The sequence below is a fragment of the Halorubrum californiense DSM 19288 genome (assembly GCF_000336875.1).
Classification (GTDB): domain Archaea; phylum Halobacteriota; class Halobacteria; order Halobacteriales; family Haloferacaceae; genus Halorubrum; species Halorubrum californiense.
The window spans coordinates 23,110-48,922 of record NZ_AOJK01000059.1; the positions used below are offsets into that span (position 1 = coordinate 23,110).

28 protein-coding genes, 1 tRNA gene and 1 pseudogene are annotated in these 25,813 nt (G+C 67.2%); 15 read left to right on the forward strand and 15 right to left on the reverse strand.

Features of this window, described 5'->3' with window-relative positions; all coding sequences use genetic code 11:
• Positions 1 to 86 precede the first annotated feature (86 nt).
• The 5 genes and pseudogenes from C463_RS11365 (at position 87) to moaA (ending at position 4,605) form a co-directional block, all read left to right on the forward strand.
• A complete protein-coding gene (locus C463_RS11365; protein ID WP_008443876.1) occupies positions 87 to 644 on the forward strand; it encodes a diadenylate cyclase in 558 nt (185 codons plus the stop codon).
• A gap of 157 nt (positions 645 to 801) precedes the next feature.
• Positions 802 to 1,848: pseudogene (locus tag C463_RS11370) on the forward strand (RNA-guided endonuclease TnpB family protein).
• A 322-nt stretch (positions 1,849 to 2,170) separates the two neighbouring features.
• The gene (locus C463_RS11375) at positions 2,171 to 2,596 is read left to right on the forward strand and encodes a universal stress protein (RefSeq protein WP_008443877.1); all 426 of its coding nucleotides are present in this window, start codon (positions 2,171 to 2,173) and stop codon (positions 2,594 to 2,596) included.
• A 111-nt stretch (positions 2,597 to 2,707) separates the two neighbouring features.
• Positions 2,708 to 3,475, forward strand: a complete 768-nt coding sequence (locus tag C463_RS11380) for an MBL fold metallo-hydrolase (RefSeq protein WP_008443878.1) — start codon at positions 2,708 to 2,710, stop codon at positions 3,473 to 3,475.
• A 125-nt stretch (positions 3,476 to 3,600) separates the two neighbouring features.
• Entirely contained in the window at positions 3,601 to 4,605 is a 1,005-nt protein-coding gene (gene moaA, locus C463_RS11385) for a GTP 3',8-cyclase MoaA (protein ID WP_008443879.1), read from the forward strand.
• Positions 4,606 to 4,653: 48 nt separating this feature from the next.
• Here moaA and C463_RS18675 read toward each other — a convergent pair whose 3' ends face one another.
• From C463_RS18675 to C463_RS11390, 3 genes are all read right to left on the reverse strand, one after another.
• Complete coding sequence (locus C463_RS18675; protein ID WP_137695688.1) at positions 4,654 to 5,232, reverse strand: hypothetical protein; 579 nt, start codon at positions 5,230 to 5,232, stop codon at positions 4,654 to 4,656.
• A 1-nt stretch (position 5,233) separates the two neighbouring features.
• Entirely contained in the window at positions 5,234 to 6,556 is a 1,323-nt protein-coding gene (locus C463_RS17860) for an ATP-binding protein (protein ID WP_080510826.1), read from the reverse strand.
• A 58-nt stretch (positions 6,557 to 6,614) separates the two neighbouring features.
• Positions 6,615 to 6,689, reverse strand: a tRNA-Arg gene (locus C463_RS11390).
• A gap of 108 nt (positions 6,690 to 6,797) precedes the next feature.
• On the opposite strand from C463_RS11390, the gene C463_RS11395 reads away from it, so the two are divergent.
• Both C463_RS11395 and C463_RS11400 read left to right on the forward strand, forming a co-directional pair.
• On the forward strand, positions 6,798 to 7,385 hold the full coding sequence (locus C463_RS11395) for an AAA family ATPase (RefSeq protein ID WP_008443881.1): 588 nt from the start codon (positions 6,798 to 6,800) through the stop codon (positions 7,383 to 7,385).
• Positions 7,382 to 7,834: an RNA-binding domain-containing protein gene (locus C463_RS11400; protein ID WP_008443882.1), complete on the forward strand. Its 453-nt coding sequence runs from the start codon at positions 7,382 to 7,384 to the stop codon at positions 7,832 to 7,834. Before C463_RS11395 ends, C463_RS11400 begins: the two co-directional genes overlap by 4 nt.
• Before the next feature lie 34 nt (positions 7,835 to 7,868).
• On the opposite strand, the gene C463_RS11405 is transcribed toward C463_RS11400, so the two are convergent.
• The 5 genes from C463_RS11405 to C463_RS11425 form a co-directional block, all read right to left on the reverse strand.
• Positions 7,869 to 8,474 (reverse strand): hypothetical protein, encoded by a 606-nt coding sequence (locus C463_RS11405; RefSeq protein ID WP_008443888.1) that lies wholly within the window; start codon positions 8,472 to 8,474, stop codon positions 7,869 to 7,871.
• Positions 8,475 to 8,583: 109 nt separating this feature from the next.
• On the reverse strand, positions 8,584 to 9,177 hold the full coding sequence (locus C463_RS11410) for a GNAT family N-acetyltransferase (protein WP_008443891.1): 594 nt from the start codon (positions 9,175 to 9,177) through the stop codon (positions 8,584 to 8,586).
• 90 nt (positions 9,178 to 9,267) lie between these two features.
• Positions 9,268 to 10,200: an alpha/beta hydrolase gene (locus C463_RS11415; RefSeq protein ID WP_008443893.1), complete on the reverse strand. Its 933-nt coding sequence runs from the start codon at positions 10,198 to 10,200 to the stop codon at positions 9,268 to 9,270.
• Between the two features lie 85 nt (positions 10,201 to 10,285).
• Entirely contained in the window at positions 10,286 to 11,206 is a 921-nt protein-coding gene (locus C463_RS11420) for a DMT family transporter (protein WP_008443895.1), read from the reverse strand.
• Positions 11,207 to 11,324: 118 nt separating this feature from the next.
• Positions 11,325 to 11,984 carry an ArsR/SmtB family transcription factor gene (locus C463_RS11425; RefSeq protein ID WP_008443896.1) on the reverse strand — a complete coding sequence of 220 codons (660 nt, stop codon included), beginning with the start codon at positions 11,982 to 11,984 and terminating at the stop codon, positions 11,325 to 11,327.
• Between the two features lie 150 nt (positions 11,985 to 12,134).
• Here C463_RS11425 and gpmI point away from each other — a divergent pair, with 150 nt between their 5' ends.
• Positions 12,135 to 13,658 (forward strand): 2,3-bisphosphoglycerate-independent phosphoglycerate mutase, encoded by a 1,524-nt coding sequence (gene gpmI / locus C463_RS11430; protein WP_008443898.1) that lies wholly within the window; start codon positions 12,135 to 12,137, stop codon positions 13,656 to 13,658.
• Between the two features lie 63 nt (positions 13,659 to 13,721).
• Positions 13,722 to 14,864: a thiolase family protein gene (locus tag C463_RS11435; RefSeq protein ID WP_008443900.1), complete on the forward strand. Its 1,143-nt coding sequence runs from the start codon at positions 13,722 to 13,724 to the stop codon at positions 14,862 to 14,864.
• Positions 14,865 to 15,206: 342 nt separating this feature from the next.
• Here the strand turns inward: C463_RS11435 and thiL are convergent, their stop codons facing one another.
• Entirely contained in the window at positions 15,207 to 16,121 is a 915-nt protein-coding gene (gene thiL / locus C463_RS11440) for a thiamine-phosphate kinase (protein ID WP_008443901.1), read from the reverse strand.
• 310 nt (positions 16,122 to 16,431) lie between these two features.
• On the opposite strand from thiL, the gene C463_RS11445 reads away from it, so the two are divergent.
• Genes C463_RS11445 through C463_RS11460 form a run of 4 tightly spaced genes read left to right on the forward strand, consistent with a single transcriptional unit; the run spans position 16,432 to position 18,935 of the window.
• Complete coding sequence (locus C463_RS11445) at positions 16,432 to 16,749, forward strand: hypothetical protein (RefSeq protein WP_008443902.1); 318 nt, start codon at positions 16,432 to 16,434, stop codon at positions 16,747 to 16,749.
• Positions 16,746 to 16,970, forward strand: a complete 225-nt coding sequence (locus C463_RS11450) for a hypothetical protein (protein WP_008443903.1) — start codon at positions 16,746 to 16,748, stop codon at positions 16,968 to 16,970. The genes C463_RS11445 and C463_RS11450 overlap by 4 nt, the downstream gene beginning before the upstream one ends.
• 4 nt (positions 16,971 to 16,974) lie before the next feature.
• On the forward strand, positions 16,975 to 18,015 hold the full coding sequence (aceA, locus tag C463_RS11455; RefSeq protein WP_008443904.1) for an isocitrate lyase: 1,041 nt from the start codon (positions 16,975 to 16,977) through the stop codon (positions 18,013 to 18,015).
• Complete coding sequence (locus C463_RS11460) at positions 18,015 to 18,935, forward strand: HpcH/HpaI aldolase/citrate lyase family protein (protein ID WP_008443905.1); 921 nt, start codon at positions 18,015 to 18,017, stop codon at positions 18,933 to 18,935. The genes aceA and C463_RS11460 overlap by 1 nt, the downstream gene beginning before the upstream one ends.
• 23 nt (positions 18,936 to 18,958) lie before the next feature.
• Here the strand turns inward: C463_RS11460 and C463_RS11465 are convergent, their stop codons facing one another.
• The 3 genes from C463_RS11465 to C463_RS11470 form a co-directional block, all read right to left on the reverse strand.
• Complete coding sequence (locus tag C463_RS11465) at positions 18,959 to 20,275, reverse strand: CaiB/BaiF CoA transferase family protein (protein WP_008443906.1); 1,317 nt, start codon at positions 20,273 to 20,275, stop codon at positions 18,959 to 18,961.
• 116 nt (positions 20,276 to 20,391) lie between these two features.
• The gene (locus C463_RS19240; RefSeq protein ID WP_007345976.1) at positions 20,392 to 20,556 is read right to left on the reverse strand and encodes a DUF7838 family putative zinc beta-ribbon protein; all 165 of its coding nucleotides are present in this window, start codon (positions 20,554 to 20,556) and stop codon (positions 20,392 to 20,394) included.
• Between the two features lie 54 nt (positions 20,557 to 20,610).
• Entirely contained in the window at positions 20,611 to 21,594 is a 984-nt protein-coding gene (locus C463_RS11470) for a nucleoside recognition domain protein (RefSeq protein ID WP_008443907.1), read from the reverse strand.
• Between the two features lie 141 nt (positions 21,595 to 21,735).
• Here C463_RS11470 and C463_RS11475 point away from each other — a divergent pair, with 141 nt between their 5' ends.
• Complete coding sequence (locus C463_RS11475) at positions 21,736 to 22,620, forward strand: HVO_0234 family beta-propeller protein (RefSeq protein WP_008443908.1); 885 nt, start codon at positions 21,736 to 21,738, stop codon at positions 22,618 to 22,620.
• Positions 22,621 to 22,942: 322 nt separating this feature from the next.
• Here the strand turns inward: C463_RS11475 and C463_RS11480 are convergent, their stop codons facing one another.
• Positions 22,943 to 23,893, reverse strand: a complete 951-nt coding sequence (locus C463_RS11480) for an aminopeptidase (protein ID WP_008443910.1) — start codon at positions 23,891 to 23,893, stop codon at positions 22,943 to 22,945.
• 184 nt (positions 23,894 to 24,077) lie between these two features.
• Here C463_RS11480 and C463_RS11485 point away from each other — a divergent pair, with 184 nt between their 5' ends.
• Entirely contained in the window at positions 24,078 to 25,145 is a 1,068-nt protein-coding gene (locus C463_RS11485; protein ID WP_008443912.1) for a type II glyceraldehyde-3-phosphate dehydrogenase, read from the forward strand.
• Positions 25,146 to 25,192: 47 nt separating this feature from the next.
• Here the strand turns inward: C463_RS11485 and C463_RS19245 are convergent, their stop codons facing one another.
• Both C463_RS19245 and C463_RS11490 read right to left on the reverse strand, forming a co-directional pair.
• Positions 25,193 to 25,369 (reverse strand): hypothetical protein, encoded by a 177-nt coding sequence (locus C463_RS19245; protein WP_008443914.1) that lies wholly within the window; start codon positions 25,367 to 25,369, stop codon positions 25,193 to 25,195.
• A gap of 103 nt (positions 25,370 to 25,472) precedes the next feature.
• Positions 25,473 to 25,772, reverse strand: coding sequence for a hypothetical protein (locus C463_RS11490; protein WP_008443916.1), 300 nt, complete (start codon positions 25,770 to 25,772; stop codon positions 25,473 to 25,475).
• Between the last annotated feature and the right edge of the window lie 41 nt (positions 25,773 to 25,813).

A 25,813-nucleotide genomic window follows, 5' to 3' on the forward strand; every position in this document is an offset into this window, starting at 1 on the left:
GCGCTTATATACCGGGCGGTCCTCTTTCCGACTGTGACTGACGGCGGCAATCGCAGCGGACGACCGGACCGGGAGGAGCGACGGCGATGAGCGACCTCGCCATCGAGTACGGCGACCACGAGCGGGTCCGCGAGGTGGTCGACCGGCTGACCTACTGCGTCGAACACGTCAGCGTCTCCTTCGACGGGTGGGAGGAGCCGCACGTGAAGGGGCCGGGGCTGTACTTCGCCGTCATCGGCGACAGCGACTACGGCACGTACGCGGACGCGATGGGCGACAACTGCTGGCCCCGCGACACCGCCCCCGCCGTCTTCGACGGGGACGCGCTCGCGGCCGCGGCCGAGTCGGTGAGCGTCGCGCAGGACGGCGGCGTCGTCGTCGCGGTCGACGGGGAGATCGAGAGCCAGATGGTCCGGTTCCGCGACCTCGGCACCCGCGACGAGGAGGCCGACCTCGTGGACGACGTGAGCTACGAGCCGTGGATGGGGTCGCGGCACATGAGCGCCATCGAGACGTCGATCCGGCCGGAGGTCGTCGCGACGGTGACCCTGAGCGAGGAGACCGGCCGCGTCAGCGTGTTCCGCGACGGCGAGGCGAACAGCATGCGGCGCGAGGAGATCGGCGGCCGCTGGCGCGGCGAGTAGCGCGCTTCGCGTCCAGCGGTTACAACGGTAGCGAAGCGAAAGCCCACGGCTTTAGCCGTGGGATGAAGCCGACAAATGGGAAGCAAACCACCGGGTATTAGCCCGCCCGATATTCCCACGTTTTAATCCGCTCCAATCGTTCATTACAACCGTAATCGTGGTCACGACGACTGTCACCACGACGTTCCATAATCCATCCCGCGACCGCCGCAGAGAGTGGCAACGCGCCACCCACTTGTACCGCGACACCAAGCAATTCTGTATCGACGGGTGGGAAACCGGCGAGTTCGGGATGAGTGTGACCACGGCCAGCATTGACAACGCCCTCTACTCGGCTATCCAGAATCAGGCAATCCGCGAAGCCAAATCCGACTAGAAGAAAGACGGCATCGTGGAGTATCACGCCAGCCAGCCGTTCGCGGTCAACAACCAGAACTGGGAGATCGACCGCACCGACAACGGCACGCTCGTCGTTGGCTTCCCCTGTATCTCGGGGTGGTGGTACACGCCGATCGACGTGTACGACGACATCGCCGACGACGTTGCCCGGCTCGTGGATGGTGAGGTGGACAGATCCCGGTTACAGGTGTACCGCCGGGGCGACGACTGGTACTGTACGTTCACCGTCGAGTACGATGCCGAGATGGGCGACGAGACAGTGATTGGTGTGGATATAGGCCACAACCAGCTGCTCGCTGCCGACGCCGAAACTGGCGAGTCGATGCTGATGTCCGGCCGTGAGGCGAAATACGTCCGACGCAAATATCGTTCCCTACGTGAGTCGCTTCAACAGGCGGGTGCGCTTCGCGCACGCAACCGCGTGGGTGACAAAGAGGAGCGTCGGATTCGTGACCTCAATCACACTGCCTCCCGTCGCCTCATCGACTGGGCCACACAATTCGAAAATCCTGTTCTGAAGATCGAGGATTTGGAGGGGATCAGGCAGGGAAGCGACTGGCGTGGCGTTCATTCGTGGCACTTCCACCAGTTACAGGAGTTCGTCACCTACAAAGCCGAGCAAGTAGGAATTCGCGTCGAGAAAGTAGATCCGTTTGAGACGAGTCAACGCTGTTCGGCCTGTGGTGGCGAGGGGACACGGGATGGCTACCACTTCTCGTGTGTTGAGTGCGACCGTGGCCGTCACGCCGACCTGAACGCCGCCGAGAACATCCGTCAACGGGAGGGAGAACCATGTACGGCCTAACGCTTCGGGCGAGGCGAACCGTGCGACCTCGTAGACTGAACACTCCACCGTCTGCTTCGCAGACGCCCGGCGTGACCGGGGAGGAAGGCCGCTTTGACCCGGCTGTATGCGCTGGAAAGCACGTCTGGGGTCGTAACCGGACGGCGACCGCTGACGTTCCACGCGAAAGCGTTCTTGAGAACCGAGGAAACGCGCAACCTGAATATCCCCGTCGGGGAATCCCACCCCTTTAGATGTGGGAGGAGGTCAACACGGGCGCGGCGCTCCCGGAGACCGACACCGAGGCCCCATCGTTAAGCCCCGGCCGGGCGAACGCAGACATATGTACGACGATATTCTGGTGCCGACCGACGGGAGCGAGGCCGTCGACCGCGCGCTCGACCACGCTACACGGCTCGCGACGGACCACGACGCGACGCTCCACGCGCTGTACGTCGTCGACCGGCGGGTCACGGCCGCCAACTCGGGCGACCTCCACGAAGAGGTCGTCGAGGACCTCGAATCGCAGGGCGAGGCGGCGGTCGGCGCGGTCGCCGACGCGGCGAGCGAGGCCGGCCTCGACGTCGAGACCCACATCGCACACGGAACCCCGGACACGGAGATCGTCGAGTACGCCGACGAGTTCGGTATCGACGTGATCGTGATGAGCCCGGAGGGGAAGTCGCCGCGCGAGCGGATCCGGTCGCTCGGGAGCGTCTCCGACCGCGTCGCCGACGACGCGTCCGTGCCGGTGTTCCTGATCAAGTAGCCCGGTCGTCGGGCGGCGCCGACCGGGCCCGCTCGCGGGCGATCGCGGTCGACCGCGACCATGCGACGCGCGTCCGAGCCAATTAGGTGGGCCCGGGTCCGACGCTCCGGCATGGAACTCACCGTGCTCGGGTCCGGCAGCGCGATGCCGGTCCCCGACCGCGCGCAGGCCGGGTACCTCCTCGACGACGGCGACCGGTCGCTGCTCGTCGACTGCGGCAGCGGCGTCCTCCAGCGCCTCGCCGGGACGGAAACGGGCTACGAGGGCGTCTCGACCGTCCTCCTCACCCACCACCACCTCGACCACGTCGCGGCGCTTCTTCCACTCCTGAAGGCGCGCTGGCTCGCTGGCGAGGAGCATCTGGAGGTCGTCGGCCCCGCGGGCACGAAATCGCTCGTCGACGGCCTGCTCGACGTCCACGACTACCTCGACGGGCGGATCGACCTGGCGGTCCGCGAGGTGTCGGCGTCGCGCTCGTTCGCCGCCGGCGGGTTCGGCGTGACCGCCCGCGAGGCGCGCCACTCGATGGACGGGTTCGCCTACCGGTTCTCGCCGCCGAGTTCGGACGCCGCGCCCGCCGACGGCCCGCTCGCGCTCTCGGGCGACACCGAGGCGTTCGCGGGGATGGCGCGGTTCGCGGACGGCGCCGACTGCCTCGTCCACGACTGCTCGTTCCCGGACGACGTCGACGTGTCGAACCACCCGAACCCGACGAGCCTCGGCGAGTCGCTCGCGGGCGCCGAGATCGGGACGCTCCTCCTCTCGCACCTCTACCCGCACACCGGCGGCCGCGAGCGCGAGATGGCCGAGAGCGTCCGTGAGGCGGGGTTCGACGGCGAGGTGAACGTCGCGGCCGACGGGCTCCGCGTGTCGCTGTAAATACGCTTTGGGGCGAGATCGTAACCGCCGTTCGCCCGGGTTTCGGTCGCGACGTAACCGTCTACTGTTACGCACTCGCACGATCGACCCGGATATTTAAACGCGCGTAGTCGCTGCGATCCCCTATGGCCGGCCCACTCGCGGACGACTTCGGACGGGAGGTGACGGGGGTTCGGATCTCGCTCACCGACCGGTGTAACTTCGACTGCGTCTACTGCCACAACGAGGGGCTCGGGGACACGCGCGGGCCGATGGAGCCGAGCGAGTCGGAGATGAGCGCGGACGACGTGGTCCGCTTCTTGGAGGTCGTAGAGGGGTACGGCGTCGACGCCGTGAAGTTCACCGGCGGCGAGCCGATGCTCCGGCAGGACTTGGAGGAGATCATCGAGCGCACGCCCGACTCGATGGAGGTGTCGATGACGACGAACGGCACGTTCCTCCCCGGGCGCGCCGAGGACCTGAAGGCCGCCGGCCTCGACCGCGTCAACGTCTCGCAGGACGCGCTCGACCCGGACGACTTCGCGGAGGTGACGAAGTCCGGCGCCTACGAGAAGGTCCTCGAAGGCGTGAAGGCCGCCGTCGACGCCGGGCTCGACCCCGTGAAGCTCAACATGGTCGTGTTCACGCACACCGCGGGCTACGTCGAGGAGATGGTCGAGCACGTCGCCGACAACGAGGGGCTCCAGCTCCAGCTCATCCAGTACATGCCGGAGCTGACCGGCAAGCCCGAGTGGAACGTCGACATCGGGCGCGTCCACGACTGGCTCGCGGAGAAGGCGGACCGCGTCGAGCGCCGCGAGATGCACGACCGGAAGCGCTACTTCGTCGGCGAGGCGAGCGACGACGGCACGGGCGGCATGGTCGAGATCGTCGACCCCGTCGAGAACGAGGAGTTCTGCGCCAACTGCGGCCGCGTCCGCGTCACCCACGAGGGGTACCTGAAGGGGTGTCTCAACCGCAACGACGACCTCCGGTCGATGGGCGAGATGAGCCGCGAGGAGATCGCGGAGACGTTCGAGGAAGTGGTCGCGAATCGGGTGCCCTACTACGGCGAGTACCTCGTCGAGAGCGAGGACGGCGAGTACGAACTGAACGAGAAGTACCTCGGGACGCCGAGCGCGGCGGACTGAATTGGAATTTTGAGAGGCAACTATATACGAGTCATTATCTGCCTCATTTTAGGCGTTGAATCCGATTGTTTCCTTGACATCTGACACAACACTTGGACAATTTGTTAAATAATATTTTATTTTTCTTCTCCAATTTTCTCTTTGGTTACTATCTTGGATGTGTGTGATATCTTCCAGAGATTGTTTAAATGCGATAAGATCAAAAGAGCCAGAATTTGTATTTTGGATTATAACATCAACAGAAAAGAAAACAAAATGCGGATTTTCAGATGTCTCATTATACTCCAAACGTAGATCTCCTCTATATTGTTCATCCAACTTTGCTTGAAGAGATGTTTCAAACGGGTTCTTTCCGTTCCCATCAAAATCAACGAGTAGTATAAGATTCAAATCATCAATTTCGGTTGCGATCGTGCGGAATTGTTTAATTACTTCTGACTTCCCACCTTCTGACTTATACAGGTAGTCAATCTGATCACCTACCTGATGCTGTCTGATACGAGTACTCTGGGATTCAGTGGCTAGTTGAGCATTAAAAGTATCATAATCGGAACCTCTATTATATTTATGTAAGAGTTTAAGAAACTCTAAGTCGTGTTTTCCCTCACTAAAAATTATAGTGGACATCCTATATCCCCCTGAGATCTGAATTAAGCTCTTGTACCTCTTCTTTACCTTGTTCATAGCCCAATTCTCTGTGGATTTTTCCGGTCATCTGTATTATTTGGAAGTTGGAACGGAGATATTCTCCATGTGACTCCTCTAAGGGATCGGATAGGAATCCTTCAATCATATCTAAATTATGCGTTGTTATGAATAATTGAATATTTTCTTCCTTGGCGAGTTTAATTAGCTGCCTAATTAATTTTTCAACATATCCTGGATGCATATGAACATCTGGTTCTTCCAAGAGCAGTACGTTCTCAGTCGTCCGATTGTCAAAAAGATGCCATAAACAACCAATGATGCTTTTAAACCCATCTCCCATAAATTCATATGGAACTTCGTGTTTTGAGCCATTCTCTGTGTATACGATCTTATTAAATGAAAAGTCATTCAGATTGTTTATTATATCTGATCTTTTGAGAAAGTCTTCAATGTCACTAGCTATTATAGCTGATCGATCTTCCGAAAGTGAAGTCTTGTGAGAATCCAGTTTGGGATCTCTAATTAATGAAACTCCTTCTACCTCTCTCGGATCATCCCCAACGAACTGATCACCACCAAAGCGCGGCGCAAGTAACCTTCTAAAATCATGTGAGAGTGTATTGCGTATATTCTTGTCATCCTCTTCTGAAAATGATTCAATCTGTATGTTTTGTATTGCCCGATCGATAGATCGGTCTACAGCCTTCCTCCGGATATTATGATATCCATTCCCAAGGTGAATATATGGATACATATCTCCATCAATCTCAAGAACAATCATACTATCTTTCATATTAGATATTATTTCTTCTTCAGAGAGATTCGCAATAACCTCGGACATAATTTCTTCTGTGTCATCTCGTATATTGCTCACTGTCTGAGCTATCTCAAGATTTGTCACTTCTGTTCCAACAGCCATTGGATATCCTTCATTTATTTCAAGAACATCATTTATAATATTCATTGAATAATTAAGAACCTCAGAATCATTTGGTTGCCTCAGACCAATATCATCATGAATTGTATTTGAATTAGAATTACTATCATATGAGTCGAGTGTCATTTGCCCTTTGCGATATTCACATTCAATTGAGCCTGCCCCACTTCCCTCATTTATGATTTTATCAAGGTTTCCGCGTAGCTGTTCAATATTACTTGGATTGAATAGGAGGTCGATTGACTCAAGCAGAGAAGTCTTGCCCACATTATTCCTACCGGTAATTAGGTTGATCTGCGTTGGGTTCAATTCTATCTCATTAATACTTTTTATACCGCCAACTCGAAGGCGCTCAATAGTAGTCATTGACCGAATGATTAGCAAAACAGCTCTTTCAGTTCTTTGGTATTATAAGAAGCAGGAACGAGCACGGTGGGATTCGAACCCACGACCATCGGATTAGAAGTCCGACGCTCTATCCTGGCTGAGCTACGTGCCCTCATCAACTCCTGATCCCCCGAGTCTAAAAAACGCCCGCGGTTCGCCGCGGGGCGCTCGGGACTGCCCAACAGCAGACCTAAGTCCGCGAGCGGAGTAGCCGCCGGTAATGAACGTCATCGGAACCGTCGGCCTCCCCGGCAGCGGGAAGGGGGAGGCGGCGAACGTGGCCGAGGCGGCCGGCATCCCCGTCGTCGTCATGGGCGACGTGATCCGCGCCGAGTGCCGCCGCCGCGGGCTCGACCCGGCGGAACACCACGGACGGATGGCCGGCACGCTCCGCGAAGAGGAGGGCGACGACGCCATCGCCGCGCGGACGCTCCCGCGGATTCGGGAGGCCGCGGCCGAGAGCGCCCGCGACGAGACCGTCCTCGTGGACGGCCTCCGCTCGACCGTCGAGCTGGAACGCTTCCGCGAGGCGTTCGGCGACGACTTCACGCTCGTCGCGATCCGCGCGCCCTTCGAACTGCGCGCCGAGCGACTGGGCGAGCGCGGCCGCGACGACTCCGACTCCGACTTGGAGGCGCTGCGCGAGCGCGACGCCCGCGAGGTCGACCTCGGCCTCGGCGAGACCCTCGAATTGGCCGACGTCGAGATCGACAACACCGACAGCCTCGCCGCGTTCCGCGACCGCGTCCGCGAGGTGCTGGGGGTCGACGACGCTGAACCGCCCGAGGCCGGAGGTGACGGCGCGTGATCTACAGCGTCGACGTCCGGATCGAGGTCCCGGTCAACGACACGGAGGTGACCGACCGGGTCGCGGACGCGGTCGAGAACGTCTTCCCGGACGCCGAGCCGGTCCACGAGGACGGGCGGCTCGTCTCCGAGACGCACAGCCTCGACGCCTTCTCCGACGTGCTCCACGAGCAGGAGATCCTCGACACCGCCCGCCGCGTGTTCCGGCAGAACCGCACCGAGGAGGGGTTCGCCTTCTCGCTGAAGAAGCAGGCGGCGCTCGAGGGCGTCGTCAACTTCGCGGTCGGCGAGCCGGACGAACTCGGCGAGATAGCCGTCGACGTGCGCGTCCGCGAGCCGGACGTGGAGTCGTTCATCGACTACGTCGCGCCCGAGACGGACGAGGGCCAGCCCGTCGACCCGGTCCGCGAGTACGGCGACCGCTTCGATCCCGAGGACGAGGTGTACTGAAGCCGGTTCGGTTCGTCGGCTATCGACGCGTCGCTCACTCGGCCGTGGCCCCGGCCGCGGCCCCGCCGACGGCGCCGAAGACGGCCGGGTAGACGAGCCCAGCGAGCAGCACCGCCGTGACGAGCGTCGGCGCGACGCTCGCGCCGTCGCCGACGGCGTACCGGAACAGGAAGGCGCCGATCACGGCGAGCGGGAGGTAGCCGGCGACCGCGAGCGCGCCGGACTGCGCCCCGTCAACGGGCGTCGTCGCGCCCGCAGCGCGCGCTATCGCGACACCGGCGACGATGAGCAGCAGCGGCGGCACGACGGACAGATAGGTGAACCCGCCGTCGCTTTGCGAGATGAAGTTCACCGACTGGGCGGCGTCGATCAGCGACGGCACCTCGACGTCGACGAAGTGCGCGTTGTAGAACACCCAACCGACGCCTCGCCAGACGGAGATGGTGTCGCCGCCGAACAGGTCGGCGAAAAAGTTGATCCCGGACAGTCCCTCCTCGACCCGGCCGCTCTGCGTGACGTAGACGACGAGGTAGCCGAGGACGTACGAGATCGCCCCCGCGGCCGCCCCGACGACCGCGCTGCGGCCGAGGTCGCTTCCCGCGCCTGTCGCGCTCGCTCCGCCGCTGGCTGGTGAAGACATGCGCCCGGTATCGTTTCGGACGGCGTAAGTGTTTGTTGGGTCGTAACGAATCCGGAAATCAGCGCCGTGGAGAGTGTAATAAACCCGTTCCCGCCGGAAGCGCGTCGGATCAGGCGGTCGCCTCCCGCCACTCATCTCGCGAGATCGTGTACCGGACCTCGTCGTGGACGCTGTCGTCGAAGAACGTCAGGTGGTTCCGGAGCAACCCCTCGCGCCGGCCGCCGAAGCGATCGACGTACTTCTCGATGGCCCGCCGCGACTGCTCGTTGTCGGGGTGGTGGCTCACGGCGACGATGTCCAGGTCGAGGTCGTCGAACGCGACCTCGACGAGCGCGGCGGCGCGCTCGCCGGAGTAGCCGCGGCCCCAGAACCCCTTCCGAAGCCACGTGCCGAGGACGGCGGTTCGCTTCTCCCAGTCGACCTCGAAGCCGCCGAAGCCGGCGATCTCGCCCGCGCCGTCCTCGCCCTCGCGGGGGCGGATGACGTAGCTCGCGGCCTCGTTCTCCTCGAACCGCTCGCGGCCGCGTTCGAGGAACTCCAGCGTCTCCTTCTTCGTCTCGTGGGGGTCCCACGGGACGTACTCGGCCACCTCGTCGATGCCGGGGTCCGACGAGCAGATCCGGTAGCACTCGTCGAGGTCGACGTTCTCGGGACTCCGCACCGCCAGCCGAAGCCGGTCCGTCTCGATTGTCTCGGGGAACACGTCGAAGGAGTCGTCGTCGCCCGGATAAACTCCATCGCCGGCACGAGGGTCAGTGGCACAGCCACCGCCCGGCGACGACCTCCTCCCCGACTACGCGTCGAGCGCGTCGGCGAGGTCGTCGCCGACGCTCGCGATCGCCTCGCGGGCGCGGTCGACCTCCTGCATCGTCATGAACCCGTGAACCATCGACGGGTAGTTCTCGTACCGCGTCGCGACGCCGTCGGCGACGAGTTTCTCCGCGTACGCCTTCCCGCCGTCGCGGAGGGGGTCGAAGCCCGCGGTGACGACCGTCGCGGGCGCGACGTCAGAGAGGTCGCCGGCGTTGATCGGGTCAGCGTACGGGTTCCGGCGGTGGATCTCGTTCCGGTAGTACGCCGCCGAGAACCACTCGATGTCCGCCTGTGAGAGGACGGTCCCGGCGTGTTCGCGGACCGACTCCTGTTCGGGGTCGGTGCCGACTCCCGGATAGAGGAGGGCCTGATGTGCGATCTCGGGACCGTCCCGCTCGGCGGCCATGAGCGCGGTCACCGCGGCGAGATTCCCGCCCGCGGAGTCGCCGGCGACCGCGAGGTCGCCAGTTCCGCGGAGCCGCTCCGTCGAGTCCGCCGCCCACTCGACGGCGGCGTACGCGTCCTCGACCGCGGCCGGGAACGGGTGTTCGGGCGCGAGGCGGTACTCGACCGACAGCACGGCGAAGCCGCTCTCCCGCGTGAGGTGTCGGCAGAGCCAGTCGTGCGTCTCGACGCTTCCGAGGACGAACCCGCCGCCGTGGAAGAAGACGACGGTCGGAAACGGGGGCTCCCCCTCGGGGCGATACAGCCGGGCATCGAGATCGTCCTCAGGACCTGGGAGGGAGACCGACTCCGTCGCGCCGACGCTCGGCGGGTTGCGGTTCTGAAGCCGCGTCAGGGGGTCGGTCAGGAGTCGGAGCAGTTTCAGCTTGTAGCGTCCGTGCGGGAGGGGAATCCGCGACTGGCGGGCCGCGGCGCGCTTCGCTTGGGGATCGATCTGGTCGGCGCTCACGCCGCGGGAGTCGTCGGCCCGTCGACAAGACGGTTGCGGCGGGGGCAGGGGCGGAGGCGATGCCGGGTGGATCTCGTCGCGGCCGTCAGCCGACGACGCCGGCCGCCCGAAGCTCCTCGCGGATCGCGTCGCGTTTCACTAGCCCGAACCCGACGCAGATGATCAGGAAACCGGCGACCGTAGTGAGGGTGATCCCTTCGTCGAGGAGGAACCAGCCGACAAGGGCGGCGAACACCGGCGCGACGTAGGAGACGAGGTTGATCTCGATCGGGCCGAGTCGGTCGAGCAGGTCGAAGTAGATGAGGAAGCCGAGCCCGCTGGCGACGACCGAGAGGTAGCCCAAGGCGAGCAGCGACTCCGTCGTCCAGACCGCGTCGGCGACCGACTCGCCGAGCGCGAACCCGACCAGGTGAGTGAGGCCGGCGCCGAGCAGCATCGACCACGCCTCCATCGTCTCGATGGCGATGTCGGCCTCGGAGGCGCGCGAGAGGACGGAGCCGAGCGCGAACGAGGCGGCCGCGAGCAACACGAGCAGCTTCGCGACCGTGCCGCCGCCGGTCAGGTTCGCGGGGTCCGGGTTCGCGAGGACGACCGCGCCGACGAGGCCGATCCCGAGCCCGAGCGCGCCGACGGCGGTCAGCCGCTCGGCGGGGAGGAAGGCGCGTGCGAAGACGGTGGTCAGGAGCGGCGAGAGACTGACGATGACGGCCGCGACGGCGCTCGTCACCGCCGGGTCGGTCTCGCCGAGGAACAGGAACGAGTGGTACGCGGCGATGATGAACACGGCGCCGGAGGCGACTTCCAGCCACTGGTCGCGGCCGCGGGGAATCGGGTCGTCGACCGCGTACGCGGCGTAGGCCAGCATCACGACGCCCGCCACGTCGTACCGGAGCGCGGCGAACGTCACCGGCGGGAAGTACGCCAGCCCCGCCTTGATCGCGACGAACGCGGACCCCCACACGGCGGCGAGGACGAGGAACAGCGAGAGGTTTCTGAGGCGGCTCACGTCCGCCCTCTTCCGTCGGCGCGTCAAAAGGTTCCGGAAACGGCCGCGTTCGCTGGATTCGAACGATAGTGTAAGATGTTACCAAACAAGGTAGGAAGCCGCTACCGGACGGGGACCGTCACCGGACCCGATACCCGTCGGCGTCGCGGGCGACGACGCCGACATCGGAGAGCCGGCGGAGGGCGCCCTCGACCGTCGACTCGCGGGCGCCGACCTCGTCTGCGACCGCCGCGGGCGTGCCGTCGGTCTCGACCACGGCGGCGATGACGGCCGCGAAGAAGCGGCTGTCTGCCTGTCCGCCGAGCCGCTCGTCTATCTCGGCGAGAGCGTCCTCGACGCGGCCCTGGACCCAGCGCTGGGCGAGCGAGAGCTCGCGGTCGAGGTCTTGGAGCCGCGCGAACTCTTCGGCGAGGTCCGCGAGGTCGCCGGTCTCGCCCGAGCCGTCCGGGGCCTCGATCGAGAGGTGCGGGCAGCGTCCGGACATGTCGAGGCTGTTCTTCGCCGGGTACGCGCTCTTCGCGCCGAAGCCGTACGGCGAGACGCTCACCTCCAGCCGGAGGCTGCGCGCGATCCGGAAGTACTTCCGCCGCTGGTCGTCCGTCGTCGACTCGACGAGACCGGCCTCGTCCAGCTTCCGCAGGTGGTCGATCACCGCCTTCGGGCTCACGTCGAGGTACTCCGAAATCTCCGTGACGTAGCAGGGTTTGGTGGCGAGAAGCCGGAGGATGCGCCGCCGGTTCTCGTTGCCGAGGAGATCGAGCAGTACCGCGGAGTCCATTAACGTGTGGTTAGCGTTCAGCAGATAAAAGGTTGGCTTCCGGCGACCGCTCGTCGGCGGCGATGATCGACCGATGGAGCGGCCCCGCAGGGAGGACGGCGGGGTGACACCCATCGAAGGGTAGTTACCCGCAGGGCGGCACGCTGGGGTATGGAGACGGCACTCGTCATCCTCGACGGCTGGGGGCTCGGCGACCACGACCGCCGCGACGCGGTGAAGGCGGCCGACACGCCGACGTTCGACGCGGCGACGGAGCGCGGGGCGGACGGCCGCCTCGTCGTCCACGGGCGTCGCGTGGGGCTCCCGGAGGGACAGATGGGCAACTCCGAGGTCGGTCATCTTAACATCGGCGCCGGCCGCGTGGTGAAGCAGGCCTACACCCGGATCACGGACGCGCTCGCGGAGGGGTCGCTCGCCGACAACGACGCCGTTGCGGACGCGCTCGACTACGCGGACTCGACCGGCGGCCGGGTCCACTTCATGGGGCTCGTCTCGGACGGCGGGGTCCACTCGGACGTGGAGCACCTGCTCGCGCTGATCGACGCCGCGGCCGACGCGGGCGTGCCCGCCACGAGCCACGCGTTCACCGACGGGCGTGACACGGTGCCCGAGATCGCCGACGAGTTCCTCGCGAACGTGACCGCGAAGGCCGACGAGCGCGGCACCGGCCACGTCGCGACCGTGACGGGCCGCTACCACGCGATGGACCGCGACGAGAACTGGGAGCGGACGAAGAAGGCGTACGACGCGATCGTCGCCCGCGAGGCCCCGCACGAGGCCGAGAGCGCGGTCGCGGCCGCCCGCGAGGCGCACGCCCGCGGCGAGACGGACGAGTTCGTCGAGCCGACGCTCGTCGCCGACGAACCCGCGCTCGCCGACGGCGACGCGGTGATCTTCTTCAACTTCCGCGCCGACCGCGCCCGGCAGCTGGTCCGGATGCTCACCGGCACTCGCCCCGAGTGGGGGTTCGACCTCGACCAGCCGGACGTCCGAATGACGACGATGACCGAGTACGACGAGACGTTCGACTTCCCGGTCGCGTTCCCGCCGGAGATCCCCGCGAACACGATCGGCGAGGTCGTCGCGGACGCCGACGGCACCCAGCTCCGGATCGCCGAGTCGGAGAAGTACCCCCACGTCACCTACTTCCTCAACGGCGGCCGCGAGGTGGAGTTCCCGGGCGAGATCCGGACGATCGTCGAGAGCCCGGACGTCCCGACCTACGACCTCCAGCCCGAGATGTCCGCGCCCGAGGTGACCGACGAGGCCGTCGAGACGATCGCCGCCGAGGACCCCGACCTGCTCGTGTTGAACTACGCGAACCCCGACATGGTGGGCCACACCGGCGACTTCGACGCCGCCGTCGAGGCCGTCGAGGCCGTCGACGAACAGCTCGACCGCCTGCTCTCCGCGGTCGCCGACGCCGGCGCGCACGCGGTCGTCACGGCCGACCACGGCAACGCCGACGACATGGGAACCGCCGAGGATCCCCACACCGCCCACACGTACAACCCGGTCCCGCTCGTCTACCTGACGCCCGACGGCGGCGACGGCGGCAAGCAGGTCCGCGAGGGCGGGTCGCTGTGCGACATCGCCCCGACGCTGCTCGACTTGATGGACCGCGACCGCCCCGCCGAGATGACCGGCGAGAGCCTGCTGGCCGATAAACGATAAACTCCGGATCGATTCTCGCACGTTCCACGGCGTTTTAATACGCCGTCTGTCCTGTTATCTTTCATGACAGACGAGACCACGCCCGTGATCGCGGCCGCATACCGAACGCCGCAGGGGAAAGACGGCGGCGTCTACGCCGACGTCCGCAGCGAGGACCTCTCGACGACGCTCATCGACCACGCGCTCGACGAGACCGGGCTGACCAGCGACCACGTCGACGACCTGATGTGGGGCGTCGCCCAGCAGCGCACCGAGCAGGACAACAACGTCGCGCGCGTCATCGCGCTCCTCTCCGAGTTGGGCGAGTCGGTGCCCGCCACCTCCATTAACCGGTGGTGCGCCTCCTCGATGCAGGCGGTCATCTCGGCGTCGGACGCGATCGCCGCGGGCAACCGGGAGTGTATCATCGCGGGCGGCGTCGAGAACATGAGCCGCGTCCCGATGGACGGCGACTCCTACGAACACCTCCACCCAGAGCTGTCGGAGCAGTACAACATCTTCCAGCTGCAGATGGGGATGACCGCGGAGAAGGTCGCAGAGGAGTACGACGTGAGCCGCGAGGCGCAAGACGAGTACGCGGCCCGCAGCCACCAGCGCGCCGCCGAGGCGACCGAGTCGGGCCGCTTCGACGACGAGATAGTTCCCGTCGAGACCGAGGACGGACTGGTCGAGGAGGACGAGGGGATCCGCCCGGACACGACAGCCGAGAAGCTGGCGGACCTGCCGCCCGCGTTCACCGGGGACGGCAGCGTCACCGCGGGGAACTCCTCGCAGATCTCCGACGGCGCGTCGCTGACGGTCGTCACGAGCAAGGCGTTCGCGGAGGAGCACGGGCTCGACGTACTCGCCGAGGTCGGCACGAACAACGTCGCCGGCGTCGACCCCACCGTGATGGGGATCGGCCCGGTGCCGGCCACCCGCGGCCTCCTCGAACGCGCCGGCACGGACATCGACGACTACGATCTGGTCGAGCTCAACGAGGCGTTCGCCTCCCAATGCGAGTACTCGCGGCGCGAACTCGGTATCGACGAGGACAGCTACAACGTCAACGGCGGCGCCATCGCGCTCGGCCACCCGCTGGGCGCCTCGGGCGCGCGCCTCCCCGTCACGCTGCTTCACGAGATGCAAAAACAGGACGCCGACCGCGGGCTCGCGACGCTCTGCGTCGGCTTCGGGCAGGGGGCCGCGATCGAGTTCCTGCGATAGGCGCCGCAAGAAGCAGTAAATTTCTGCGGTGGCGCGCGCCTCCGAGCGGCCGCCATCGGCGGCCGCGAGGAGCGCGTGCGAGGGAGTCAGTCGCCGGAGCGAAGCGGAGGCGACTGACGAGGTTGGGGAGGTGTGAGGCTGCGGCGCTGTGCGGTGCGGGGCGGGACTCGAAGGGGCAGTCGCGAGGCGGGCGCAGGCGACGCAAGGACCGCAGGGAGCGAGCGTAGCGAGCGACTGAGGACCACAGCGAGCGTGCGCCCGCCTCGCGGCTGGGGCTTCGGCGGTGGTCGCCGTCAGTTTAGGGTCAATTACTTATAAACGAGCGATCGACCCGTTGACGGCCTACTCGTCCCCGTGCGTGAATCCGCGGTCGGGTAGGGGGTCGCCGTCGGCGAGGACGCGCGGGCCCGCTTCGCCGTCCGGCTCCTCGACCACAGTTCCGATCCGCGTGAGCCCGGACGGACAGCCTTCGCGAACTCCCGCAATCTCCGCTTCCGACACCGCACACAGCAGCTCGAAGTCCTCGCCGAAGTGCGCCGCGAGTTCGAACCGCTCGGCGGAATCTTCGGCCACCGCCTCGACCGCGGGATGAACCGGAACCGCGTCGCGCTCGATTTCGATCCCGACGTCGCTCGCCTCGGCGAGTTGGTGACACGACCGCGCCAGCCCGTCCGAGGAGTCCATCATCGCGGTCGCCGTCCCCGCCAGCGCGAGCCCGTCGGCCACGCGCGGCGTGAACCGGAACAGCTCGTTGGCGCGTTCGATATCGTCCTCGCCGCCCCTCTCGAACAGCCGCAGCGCCGCCGCCGACCGGCCCCACTCGCCGGTGACGCAGAGCGCGTCGCCCGGTCGCGCCCCGCCGCGAGTGACGCTCCCGGCCTCGGTCACGTCACCGATCGCGGTGGTCGCGGTCGTGAACTCGACGTGCTCGTCGAGGTCGCCGCCCACGTACTCGGCGTCGACCGCCTCGCAGACGTCGACCGCGCCCGCGACGAACCGCGACAGTTCCTCGCGGTCGAACGCCGCGTCGGCGTAGACGGCGACCGCGGCGCTCGCCGCGGCGCCCATCGCGGCCACGTCCGACAGCGACGCGCCCACCGCGCGCCAGCCGGCGGTGTACCGCGTCGTCCTGGACGGGAAGTCGGTCCGCTCGTGGAGCATGTCCGTCGTGATGGCCGTCCCGTCGACGACGGCGGCGTCGTCGCCCGCGTGCGGGAGGTCGGCGGTGAGGGCCCGAAGGGCGTCGCGCTCGTTCACTACCCGACGCTCCGCGCGTGGAGCCAATAAGCGATCGGTCCGGGCCGCCGGCGCCAGCGCCATCGACGTCGCACGACGCCCCCGACCGGGGGCGCGCCGGCCCGGCGATCGCCGTGTGTATGTTCCGTGTTGTCATGAAACATTTAATCGAGTAAAACAACATAACGAATATTATCATTATCAATCATTATGTTTATTACTGTCCTCCGAATCTTTCCGGTCGCAATGGGAGTATCCGTACACGGACACGCAGCGACCCGAGGCATCGACTCGATCACCAGACGACCGCCGCAACCGCCCACACGACCCGATGACGACACCTAACGACACGCCCGACGACACGACCCGACGCACCGACAGCACGACCGATCGAACGACCGGTTCGAACTCGACGACCACTTCTCCGCGGACGATCCCCGGCCGCACCCCGCTCACCGAGGCGGCCGGCGCGCCGCTGGTCCCGACGATCGCGACCCGCCGAGCGACCGGAACGCGGACTCCCGGCTCGCCGACGGCGACCGACACCCGCCGGCCGACGCGCCCGCCGACGGACCGCGAGCGCGACGCGCCGCTCGTCCCTGACCTGCGCCCCGCCTCGCGGACGCGGACCGACGGGGGGTCGCGATGACGGCGAACGCGACGCGCCGTCCCCGCGACCGCTCGACCAGACCGGCGGAGTCGTTCCGCCGCACCGTCCCCATGGCGGGGACCGGCGACGGCCCGCGACCGGACGCCACGACGTTCGCGCCGACCGCTCGGGCCGCCGGCGACCGCCGCGACGACCGCCGCACTACCGACGGCCGTGGCACCGCGCTGAACCGCACCGCAGACGACGACTCCACGCAGTAATCCGATGAATCCCAACGAACTCGACGACGACGTCTTCGACAGAGACATCGACAACCCGGCCGGCCGGAAGCTCCGCGAGCTGTTCGACGAGCAGGAGTACACGTTCGCGCCCGGGATCTACCACGCGCTCGACGCCCGCCTCGCGGAGATGGCCGGGCTCGACGCGGCCTACATGAGCGGCTACTCGACCGTCCTCGGCCAGTTCGGCTTCCCAGACCTGGAAATGGTCACTATGTCCGAGATGGTCGAGAACGCGAAGCGCATGGTCGAGGCGACGAACCTGCCCGTCATCGCCGACTGCGACACCGGCTACGGCGGCGTCCACAACGTCCGGCGCGCGGTCCGCGAGTACGAGAAGGCCGGCGTCGCCGCCGTCCACATCGAGGACCAGACCTCGCCGAAGCGCTGCGGGCACATCGCGGGCAAGCAGATCGTCTCCCGCGAGCAGGCGCGCTCGCGGTTCGAGGCCGCCGTCGACGCCAAGCAGAGCGAGGACACCGTCATCATCGCCCGCACCGACGCGTACGGCTCCGCCAACGGCGACTGGGAGGAGCACCTCGAACGCGGGCGGATCTACGCCGACGCCGGCGTCGACCTCGTCTGGCCGGAGATGCCCGACCCGTCCCGCGAGGACGCGGTCGAGTACGCCGAGACGATCCACGAGACCCACCCGGACCTCGATCTGGCGTTCAACTACTCCTCCTCGTTCGAGTGGGGCGCCGAGGAGGACCCGCTCACCTTCGAGGAGCTGGGCGATCTGGGCTACCAGTACATCTTCATCACGCTGTACGGGCTCCACTCGGGGGCCCACGCCGCCTACGAGGACTTCGAGAACATCGCGGAGAACGACGAGCAGGCGCAGTTCGACCTCGAAGAGCGGTACATCGGCCACGAGACCGAGAGCCACCACGAGCTCTCCTTCGTCCCGCGGTATCAGGAGGTCGAGGCCGAGTTCGACCCCGAGGCGCGGCGGCGCCAGGAGGAGTCGGCCGGCTTCACCGAAGAGGAGAACGACCCGATCACGGCCTCGGAGGGCGACGACTGATGGCCGGGCCGGACGACGTCACGCTCCGGCGGAGCCAGCTGGCCACGCCGGGCTCCGACCCGGAGATGATCGAGCGGGCGCCCGACTCCGGCGCCGACGAGGCGTTCCTCGACCTGGAGGACTCCGTCGCGCCCTCAGCGAAGGTCGACGCCCGCGAGAACGTCATCGAGGGGCTGATCGAGTACGACTGGTCCGACACCCGGCCCTGCTACCGGATGAACGGCGTCGACACCCGGTGGTTCTACGACGACGTGATCGAGGTCGTCGGGCGGGCCGGCGAATACCTCGACACGATCATGGTGCCGATGGCGAACAACCCGGAGACCGTCGCCACCGTCGACAACCTCCTGACGCAGGTGGAGGAGAACAACGACCTGCCGGTCGGCGACATCGGGCTTCAGGCGCAGATCGAGTCGCCGGAGGCGATGACGAAGGTCGCCGACATCGCCCGCGCCAGCGACCGGCTGGAGTCGCTCGTGTTCGGCCCGGGCGACTACACCGCCAACGTCGGCGCCGCCGGGCTCACCATCGGCTCCGGCGGTGGCTACCCCGGCCACTACTGGCACTACCAGCTCGCGCGCATCGCTCACGCGGCGAAGGCACAGGGCCTACAGGTGATCGACGGACCCTACGCCGAGATCGAGGATGCGGAAGGGTTCCGCGACTCCTGCCGGTGGGCGAGTCAGCTGGGCTGTGACGGCAAGTGGGCGATCCACCCGAGCCAGATCGGGCCCGCCAACGAGACGTTCGCGCCCTCGCCCGAGGAGGCCGAGAAGGCCCGCCGGATCGTCGACGCCTACGCGGAGGCGAAAGAACAGGGCAGAGGCGCCGTCTCGGTCGACGGCGAGATGGTCGACGAGGCGACCGACAAGATGGCCCGCGGCATCGTCGCGCGCGCCGAGCAGGCCGGCGTCCTGTAGGAGCGCGCCTGCCGCTCGCCTTGTTATTGCGGCTCCGAGATCGCACCGCGTTTCCGGAGTTCGTCGATGTCGCCGTCGTCGTAACCGTACTCGCGCAGAACCGACTCGGTGTGTTCGCCGAGCGCGGGCGGGTGACGGCGGACGGTCGTCGGCGTCCGCGAGAAGTGCATCGGCGAGCCGGGGAACCGGACCGTGCCCGCCGTCGGGTGTTCCGCCTCAGCGAGCATGCCGCGCGCCTCGATCTGCGGGTCGGCGAACACCTCGCTCACGTCGCGGACGCGGCTCGCGGGCACGTCGTACTCGTCCAGCCGGTCGACCGCCTCCTCGGTCGACATGGCCGCGAACGTCTCCTCCAGCTCGCGTTCGAGCTCGTCGCGGTTCCGGACGCGGCCCTCGTTGGTCTCGAACCGCTCGTCCGCGAGCAGGTCGGGGCGGTCGAGCGCCTCGCAGAGCGGCGGCCAGAATCGGTCCGACGAGCAGGCGACGACGACGTAGTCGTCCGCGGTCTCGAACGCTCGATAGGGGACGATGTTCGGGTGTTTGCTCCCCATCCGTCCCGGCGCCTCGCCGCTGGCGAAGTAGTTCGTCGCCATGTAGCTCGTCCAGGCGGCCTGCCCGTCGAGTAAGCTCACGTCGATCTTCTGCCCGCGACCGTCGCCGAGTTCGCGTTCGAGCAGCGCCGCGAGGATCGCCTGCGTCGCGTACATCCCGGCGCCGACGTCGGCGAGCGCGACGCCGATCCGCACCGGCGGGCCGCCCTCCACGCCGGTGAAGGACATGAAGCCGCCGCGGGCCTGCATCATGATGTCGTAGGCGGGCCTGTCGCGGTCGGGGCCCCACTCGCCGTAGCCGGAGATGGCGCAGTAGACGAGTCCGGGGTTCTCCTCGACGAGGTCGCCGTAGCCGAGCCCCCACTCCTCCGTCTTGCCGACCCGGAAGTTCTCGACGAGCACGTCGGCCTCGCGCGCGAGGTCGCGGACGACCGCGCGCCCCGCCTCGGTCGTGAGGTCCAACTGGATCGACCGCTTGTTGCGGTTGACGCTGACGTAGTAGGCACTCGCGTCGCCCCCGTCGTCTTCGTCGCCTCCGGCCTCTTCGTCGCCTCCGGCCTCTCCGTCGCTTCCGGCCTCTCCGTCGCCGTCGTCCTCGCTGAACGCCGGCGGGACCCACGTTCGGGTCTGGTCTCCCGCGCCGGGGCGTTCGACCTTGATCACCTCCGCGCCGAGGTCGCCGAGCTGCATCGTACAGAACGGGCCGACGAGGACGCGAGAGAGGTCCAACACCGTGAGCCCGTCGAGCGGGCCGGTGTCGCTCTCCGGGTCGCGCGCCTCACCCACCACGCGCTCTCGCCTCCGCGGGCCGTCGCCGTGACCGGTTCATGCGTTCCGCGTCGGCGGCCTGCGTAGTGAGTGTTGCGGCGGAACTTCGATCGGGAAAACAGCAGGAAAGGACCGGCTTAGGCCGGAAGCGTGTCGATCCCGTCGATCTCGACGTAGCCGTAGCCGCAGTCCGGGCAGCGCCACTTCGTCTTTTCGCCGAGGTGGAGCGTCATCGCCGCGGTCCGGTAGAACGAACGAGTCTCGCCGCACGCGGGACAGTCTACGTCCTTTTCGAGCGCCATATGCGCCGATCGACCCGGGCCGGTATTGAACCTACTGATTCGGGTTTCGACCGCTCACCACACCGGCGCGAGCAGCAGCGCGACCGTCGCCGCAATGAAGACGAGTTTGAGCGCGGTGTTGACAACGATCACCTTCGTGCCGAACGAGGCGCCCCAGATCCCGTACTGGAACGGGATCGAGCGCCGGAACGTGGAGACGGCGAACGAGAGGATGCTCCCGATCAGCAGCGACGCGACCGCGGTCCGCGTCGTGAAGATACCTGCTTCCGTCCCGGCGAGCGTCGCCGCGCCCGCGGTCGTGTCGAGCGTGAACACCGCGATGACCGGCACCGCGGCGCCCGGCAGGCCCAGCACGCTCGTGATCGGCTCCGCGACGCTCGTCAGCGCGGTCACGTCGTACGTCGTGACGAGCCAGATGACGAGCGTGTACACGACCGCGAGCCGGGGAACGATCCGGCGGAGAGTCCCCCATGACTTTTCGGCGGCGTCGCGCACGCGCTCCCGGTCGGTGCGGTCGTCGGCCTCGGGCCCGGTCGCGTCGACGTCGGCGAGCGCGGACCGGTCGACGTTCGCCTCCGAGAGGAGGAGTCCGCCCGCGACGACGCCCGTCACGGTGATGAGCAGCGCGATGCCGGCGCGCGCGCCGACGTAGACGGCGCCGGTGGTGACGCCGAGGATCGGGATCAACACCGGGACGTAGTAGGTGAACACGTGCTGGACGAAGCCGAAGAACGTGTTCATCACCACGGCGACGAGCGTCGCCCGGTCGTCGAGGAGGCCCGCCTCGCGGTACTCCGCCAAGGTGGCGTAGCCCGCGGTCGTCGACGCCGCGGTCGTGAGGATCGCCGTCCCCACCTCGTCCGGGAGGTTCGCCGGCCGCGTGAGCCACCCCGCGATCCCGGCGACGTACCGGACCAGGCCGAACGCGACGGCGACGTTGGCGGCGAAGACGCCGCCCGCGATGAATGCCGTGATCCGGGCCAGCCGGGGGACCACCTCCGCGACTAGGACCGAGAGGTCGGCGGCGACCGATTGCACGGATCGACGTAGGCGAGGGGCGCTCAAATGGCCGTCGGAACGGGCGGGCGTTCCCGAGGCGTCGGAACGCGCCGCGGTGCTGGAACTCGGGGCCGGAGCGGCGCGCGGGGCTTATGTTCCGCCGCGGAGAACGCCCTCCCGATGGCTCCCGCCGAGGACGACATCTCGATCGACGAAAAGCGCGTGTACGCGGGCAGCGCCGGCCGCACCGACGCCTACGTCGCGACGGGGACCGGGATCGTCCGCCTCTCGCTGTCGGCCGACAAGATCGGTGCGTTCGACATGGTCGCCCGCGACCCCGCCCGCGACGTCGCCGTCCTCGCGCGCGACGGGGGGTCAGACCTCGTCGTCGCGGCCACGCCCGACGGCCTCTCGGCCGCCGCGGTCGGCGACGACCCCGACTTCGCGCTCGCCGACGACGATCCGGCGGTCGCGGTCGGTGTGGCGGGCGGTCGTGCCGAGGTGATCGTCGCGCGCGAAGACGGCGCGATCGAGCGCGTCGAGTTCGAGGAAGGCGGGACGGCGGTCGTGTCGACGGCGCGGCTCGACGCCGTGGCAGACCCGCGGGCGGTGGACGGCGCGCTCGTGGCGGCCGCAGACGGGGTGTACAGAGTCGATGAGGGCGGACTCACGGACGTCGGCCTCGACGACGCGCGCGACGTGGCCGGCATCGGGATGCCGCTCGCGGCGACCGGCGCGGGGCTCTACTGGCTCGGGAACGGCTGGATGACGGCTCGGGCGGGAGATGCGGAAGCGGTCGCGGCCGACGGCGACGGCCACGCGATGGCGGTCGTCGACGGCGAACTGCTGGTTCACGCGGACGCGGCCGGCGAGTGGAACGACGAGACGTGGGAAGCCGCGGACCTGCCCGTGGACGAGACGGCCGTCGCGCTCGGCTACGGACCGGGTGTCTCGGTCGCGGTCACCGACGCGGGCACGCTCTGCGTCGACGCCGGCGACGGGTGGCGACACCAGGTGGTCGGCGTCCGGGACGTGGCGGGCGTGGCGCTCGCGGTCGTGGAATAGATACTTGTCGACGGACTGCCGGCGACCGCCTCCAAAGCCCCGGCCGTGAGGCGGGCGCACGCTCGCTGCGCTCCTCGCTCAGTCGCTGCCGCTCCTTCGCTGTGGTGCTTGTGTCGCCTGCGCCCGCCTCACGGCCGCCCCTTTGAGTCCCACCCCGCACCGCACGCCTCCCCAGCCTCGCGGTTCGCTCGGGGCTCCCTTCGGTCGCCCTCGCTCACCGCGTCCCTCGCGCGTGCGACTCGCGCCCTCCGGGCGCTCGTCGGCACGCGCCACCGCCTCGATCATTTATAAATGAAAAGTTAGATTCCCGCTCTGGGCCGCCTTACGCGCTCGGCAGGTCGATCTCGTCGCCGTCGGCGTACACAGTCGGATTCCGAATGATGCCGTCGAGGTGGAGCGGCGCGTCCGTCTCGCCGCCGATCCCGGCGTTGTCGCCGATGGCGATGTGGACGGTGCCGCCCGCCTTCTCGTCGAGGAGGACCGAGCCGACGAGCGCCTCGACGCCGCCGTTGGTTCCGATACCCAACTCCGCGAGGTTGTACGCCGCGTCGCCGACCTCGTCGGCCGCAGCCTCCACGTCGGCGCGGATCGCGTCGTCGCCGATGTCGGTGACGAACCCGTCCTCGACCTCGAACGCGAGCGTCTGCTCCTCGCCGAGCAGGCCGTGAGGCATCATCGTCCCGTCGACGACGAAGGTCCCGGTCGCGGTCTCCGGAGCGACGAACACCTCGCCGGCCGGGAGATTCGAGAAGTCGCCCGGCTCGCGCACCATGCCGGTGTCGGCGAGCCACTCGCGGTCGCCGATCCCGAAGGTGATGTCGGTGCCGGCGGACGCGGTGACGCGGACCTCCTCGGCGCCCGCGACTTGGTCGAGCACGTCGTCACAGGCGGCGTCGATGGCGGCGTAGTCGGCGTCGAGCCCGGTCGTGAACACGTCCTCGGTGATCCCCGGCAGCGTCGCGCCGCGCGCGCCGGCGTCGCAGGCCGCGCCGCGGGCCCGGGTGTGACTCAGGCTCTTCGTCGTCGGCGCGAGGAAGACGTCCGCTTCCTTCATCGCGGCCGCGACCGGGGCCGGCGGCTCTGTCCCGTGCTGCTCGGCCGGCGGGTACCGCAGGACCGTCGCGTCGTCGGTGACTGCGCTCGCGGCCGCGTAGAGCGCCTCGCCGATCGGCTCGCGCTCGTCGTCCGTGACGATTGCGACCGACTCGTCGGGCGCGACGTTCAGGCACTGTTCGACCGCGGTCGCCGCGGCGTCAGAGAGGTCGGCTGCCATGCCAGCGTCTCGGTCCGGCCGGGCGTTAGGCCTTGTCATCGCCGTGTTTACTCTATTCCGTAATTGAATTATTTACGTCCGGTACCGATCGACGTCGAATTAACCGATCGATTACTCGTGGGGTAGTTAATTTCATTTCGCCTTCCTCGAAAAGATTATACCGGTTCCCGAGCGAGGGGCAGATATGATACGCGTGGGCGTCAATGGGTACGGCACGATCGGGAAACGGGTCGCGGACGCCGTCGCGGCCCAGCCCGACATGGAGCTCGTCGGCGTGACGAAGGCCTCGCCGGACTACGGCGTGGAGGCGGCGGCGCGGCGCGGCTACGACCTGTACGCGGCCGTCGAAGACCGCACCGACGCGTTCGCGGCCGCCGGCGTCGACCTGACCGGGGCCTTGGACGACCTGCTCGACGCCGTCGACGTGGTCGTCGACTGCGCGCCCTCCGGCGTCGGCGAGCGCAACGCCCCCGTCTACGAGGCGCACGACACGCCCGTCGTGTTCCAGGGCGGCGAGGACGCCGCCGTCGCCGAGACCTCGTTCAACGCGCGCGGTCGGTTCGAGGCGGCCCGCGGCGCCGACTCCGTCCGCGTCGTCTCCTGTAACACGACCGCGCTCTCGCGGCTGCTCGCGCCGCTCGACGAGACGTACGGCGTCGAGAAGGCGCGCGTCACGCTCGTGCGCCGCGGCGGCGACCCGAGCGAGACGGACCGCGGGCCGATAAACGACATCGTCCCCGACCCGGCGACGGTCCCCTCCCACCACGGCCCGGACGTGAACGAGATACTCCCCGACGTGCCGGTCGACACCGCGGCGCTGAAGGCGCCGGTCACGGGGATGCACACCCACAGCGTCAACGTCACCTTGGAGACCGACCCCGACTCGGCGGCCGTCCGCGACCTGCTCGCCGACGAGAGCCGGATCTTCCTCGTCCCCGAGGGCGCTGGCATCGACGGCGCGGGCGCGCTGAAGGAGTACGCCGCCGACGCCGGCCGCCCCCGCAGCGACCTCTGGGAGAACTGCGTCTGGGAGGAGTCGATAAGCGTGTCCGGCCGGGACCTGTACCTCTTCCAGAACGTCCACCAAGAGGCCGACGTGGTTCCGGAGAACGTCGACGCGGTCCGCGCGGTGGCGAGCGACGTCGACGCAGCCGAGTCGGTCGCGCTTACAAACGAAACGCTCGGCGTCGGCCTCGTGAGCCGGCTCGGGGGCGGCGACCGCGCGCACGTGGAACTGCCGGCCGACGACTGACCGCCGCTGTCGAGCCCGGTTCCAGTGTTACCACCCGGAAGCGGCGGTCACTCGCTCGGTCGCGTGACGAGGAACGTCCGCCCGCCGCGCCGTTCGAGGTGGACCTCGCTGCCGTCGACGCGGTTCGATCGGATCCGGTCCGGGAGGCGGTCGGTTCGACAGTCGGTGACGTCCACGCGCGTCGGCGTCGCGTACCGCGGTCGGTCGGCGGTGACTGCGCTCATACCTCTCCGTTGCGTCGGATCGCACGTATAAGCGAGCCATGCGCGGAGTGAAAGTGAAAGTGGACGGCTCGGGGTCGCTGTCGACCGGAAAGTCGCGGCCGCGTTATCGCCGCAGGTCGGTCGCCTCGTCGTCCTCGACGAACCGCACCGTGAAGTAGTCGTAGCCGCCGTATGCGGCGTCGAGCGCGCCCATCCACCAGTTCCACCGCTCGACCAGCGAGGAGCCGTCCGGCGCGTCCTCCAAGTGGCCGATCACCCCAGTCACGGTCAGTCCGTGGCCGCGGTCCTCGGAGGGCCGCCCGGAGTCGACGAGGTCGCGGGCCGACCGCGAGACGGCGCGCCGCTCCGCCTCGGTCCCGCCGAACTCGTCTTCGAGCGCGCGTTCCAGACGCTGTCTGTCCATGCTCACGCTACGTACCGCGGGTATATGAGTCGCGTGGTAGG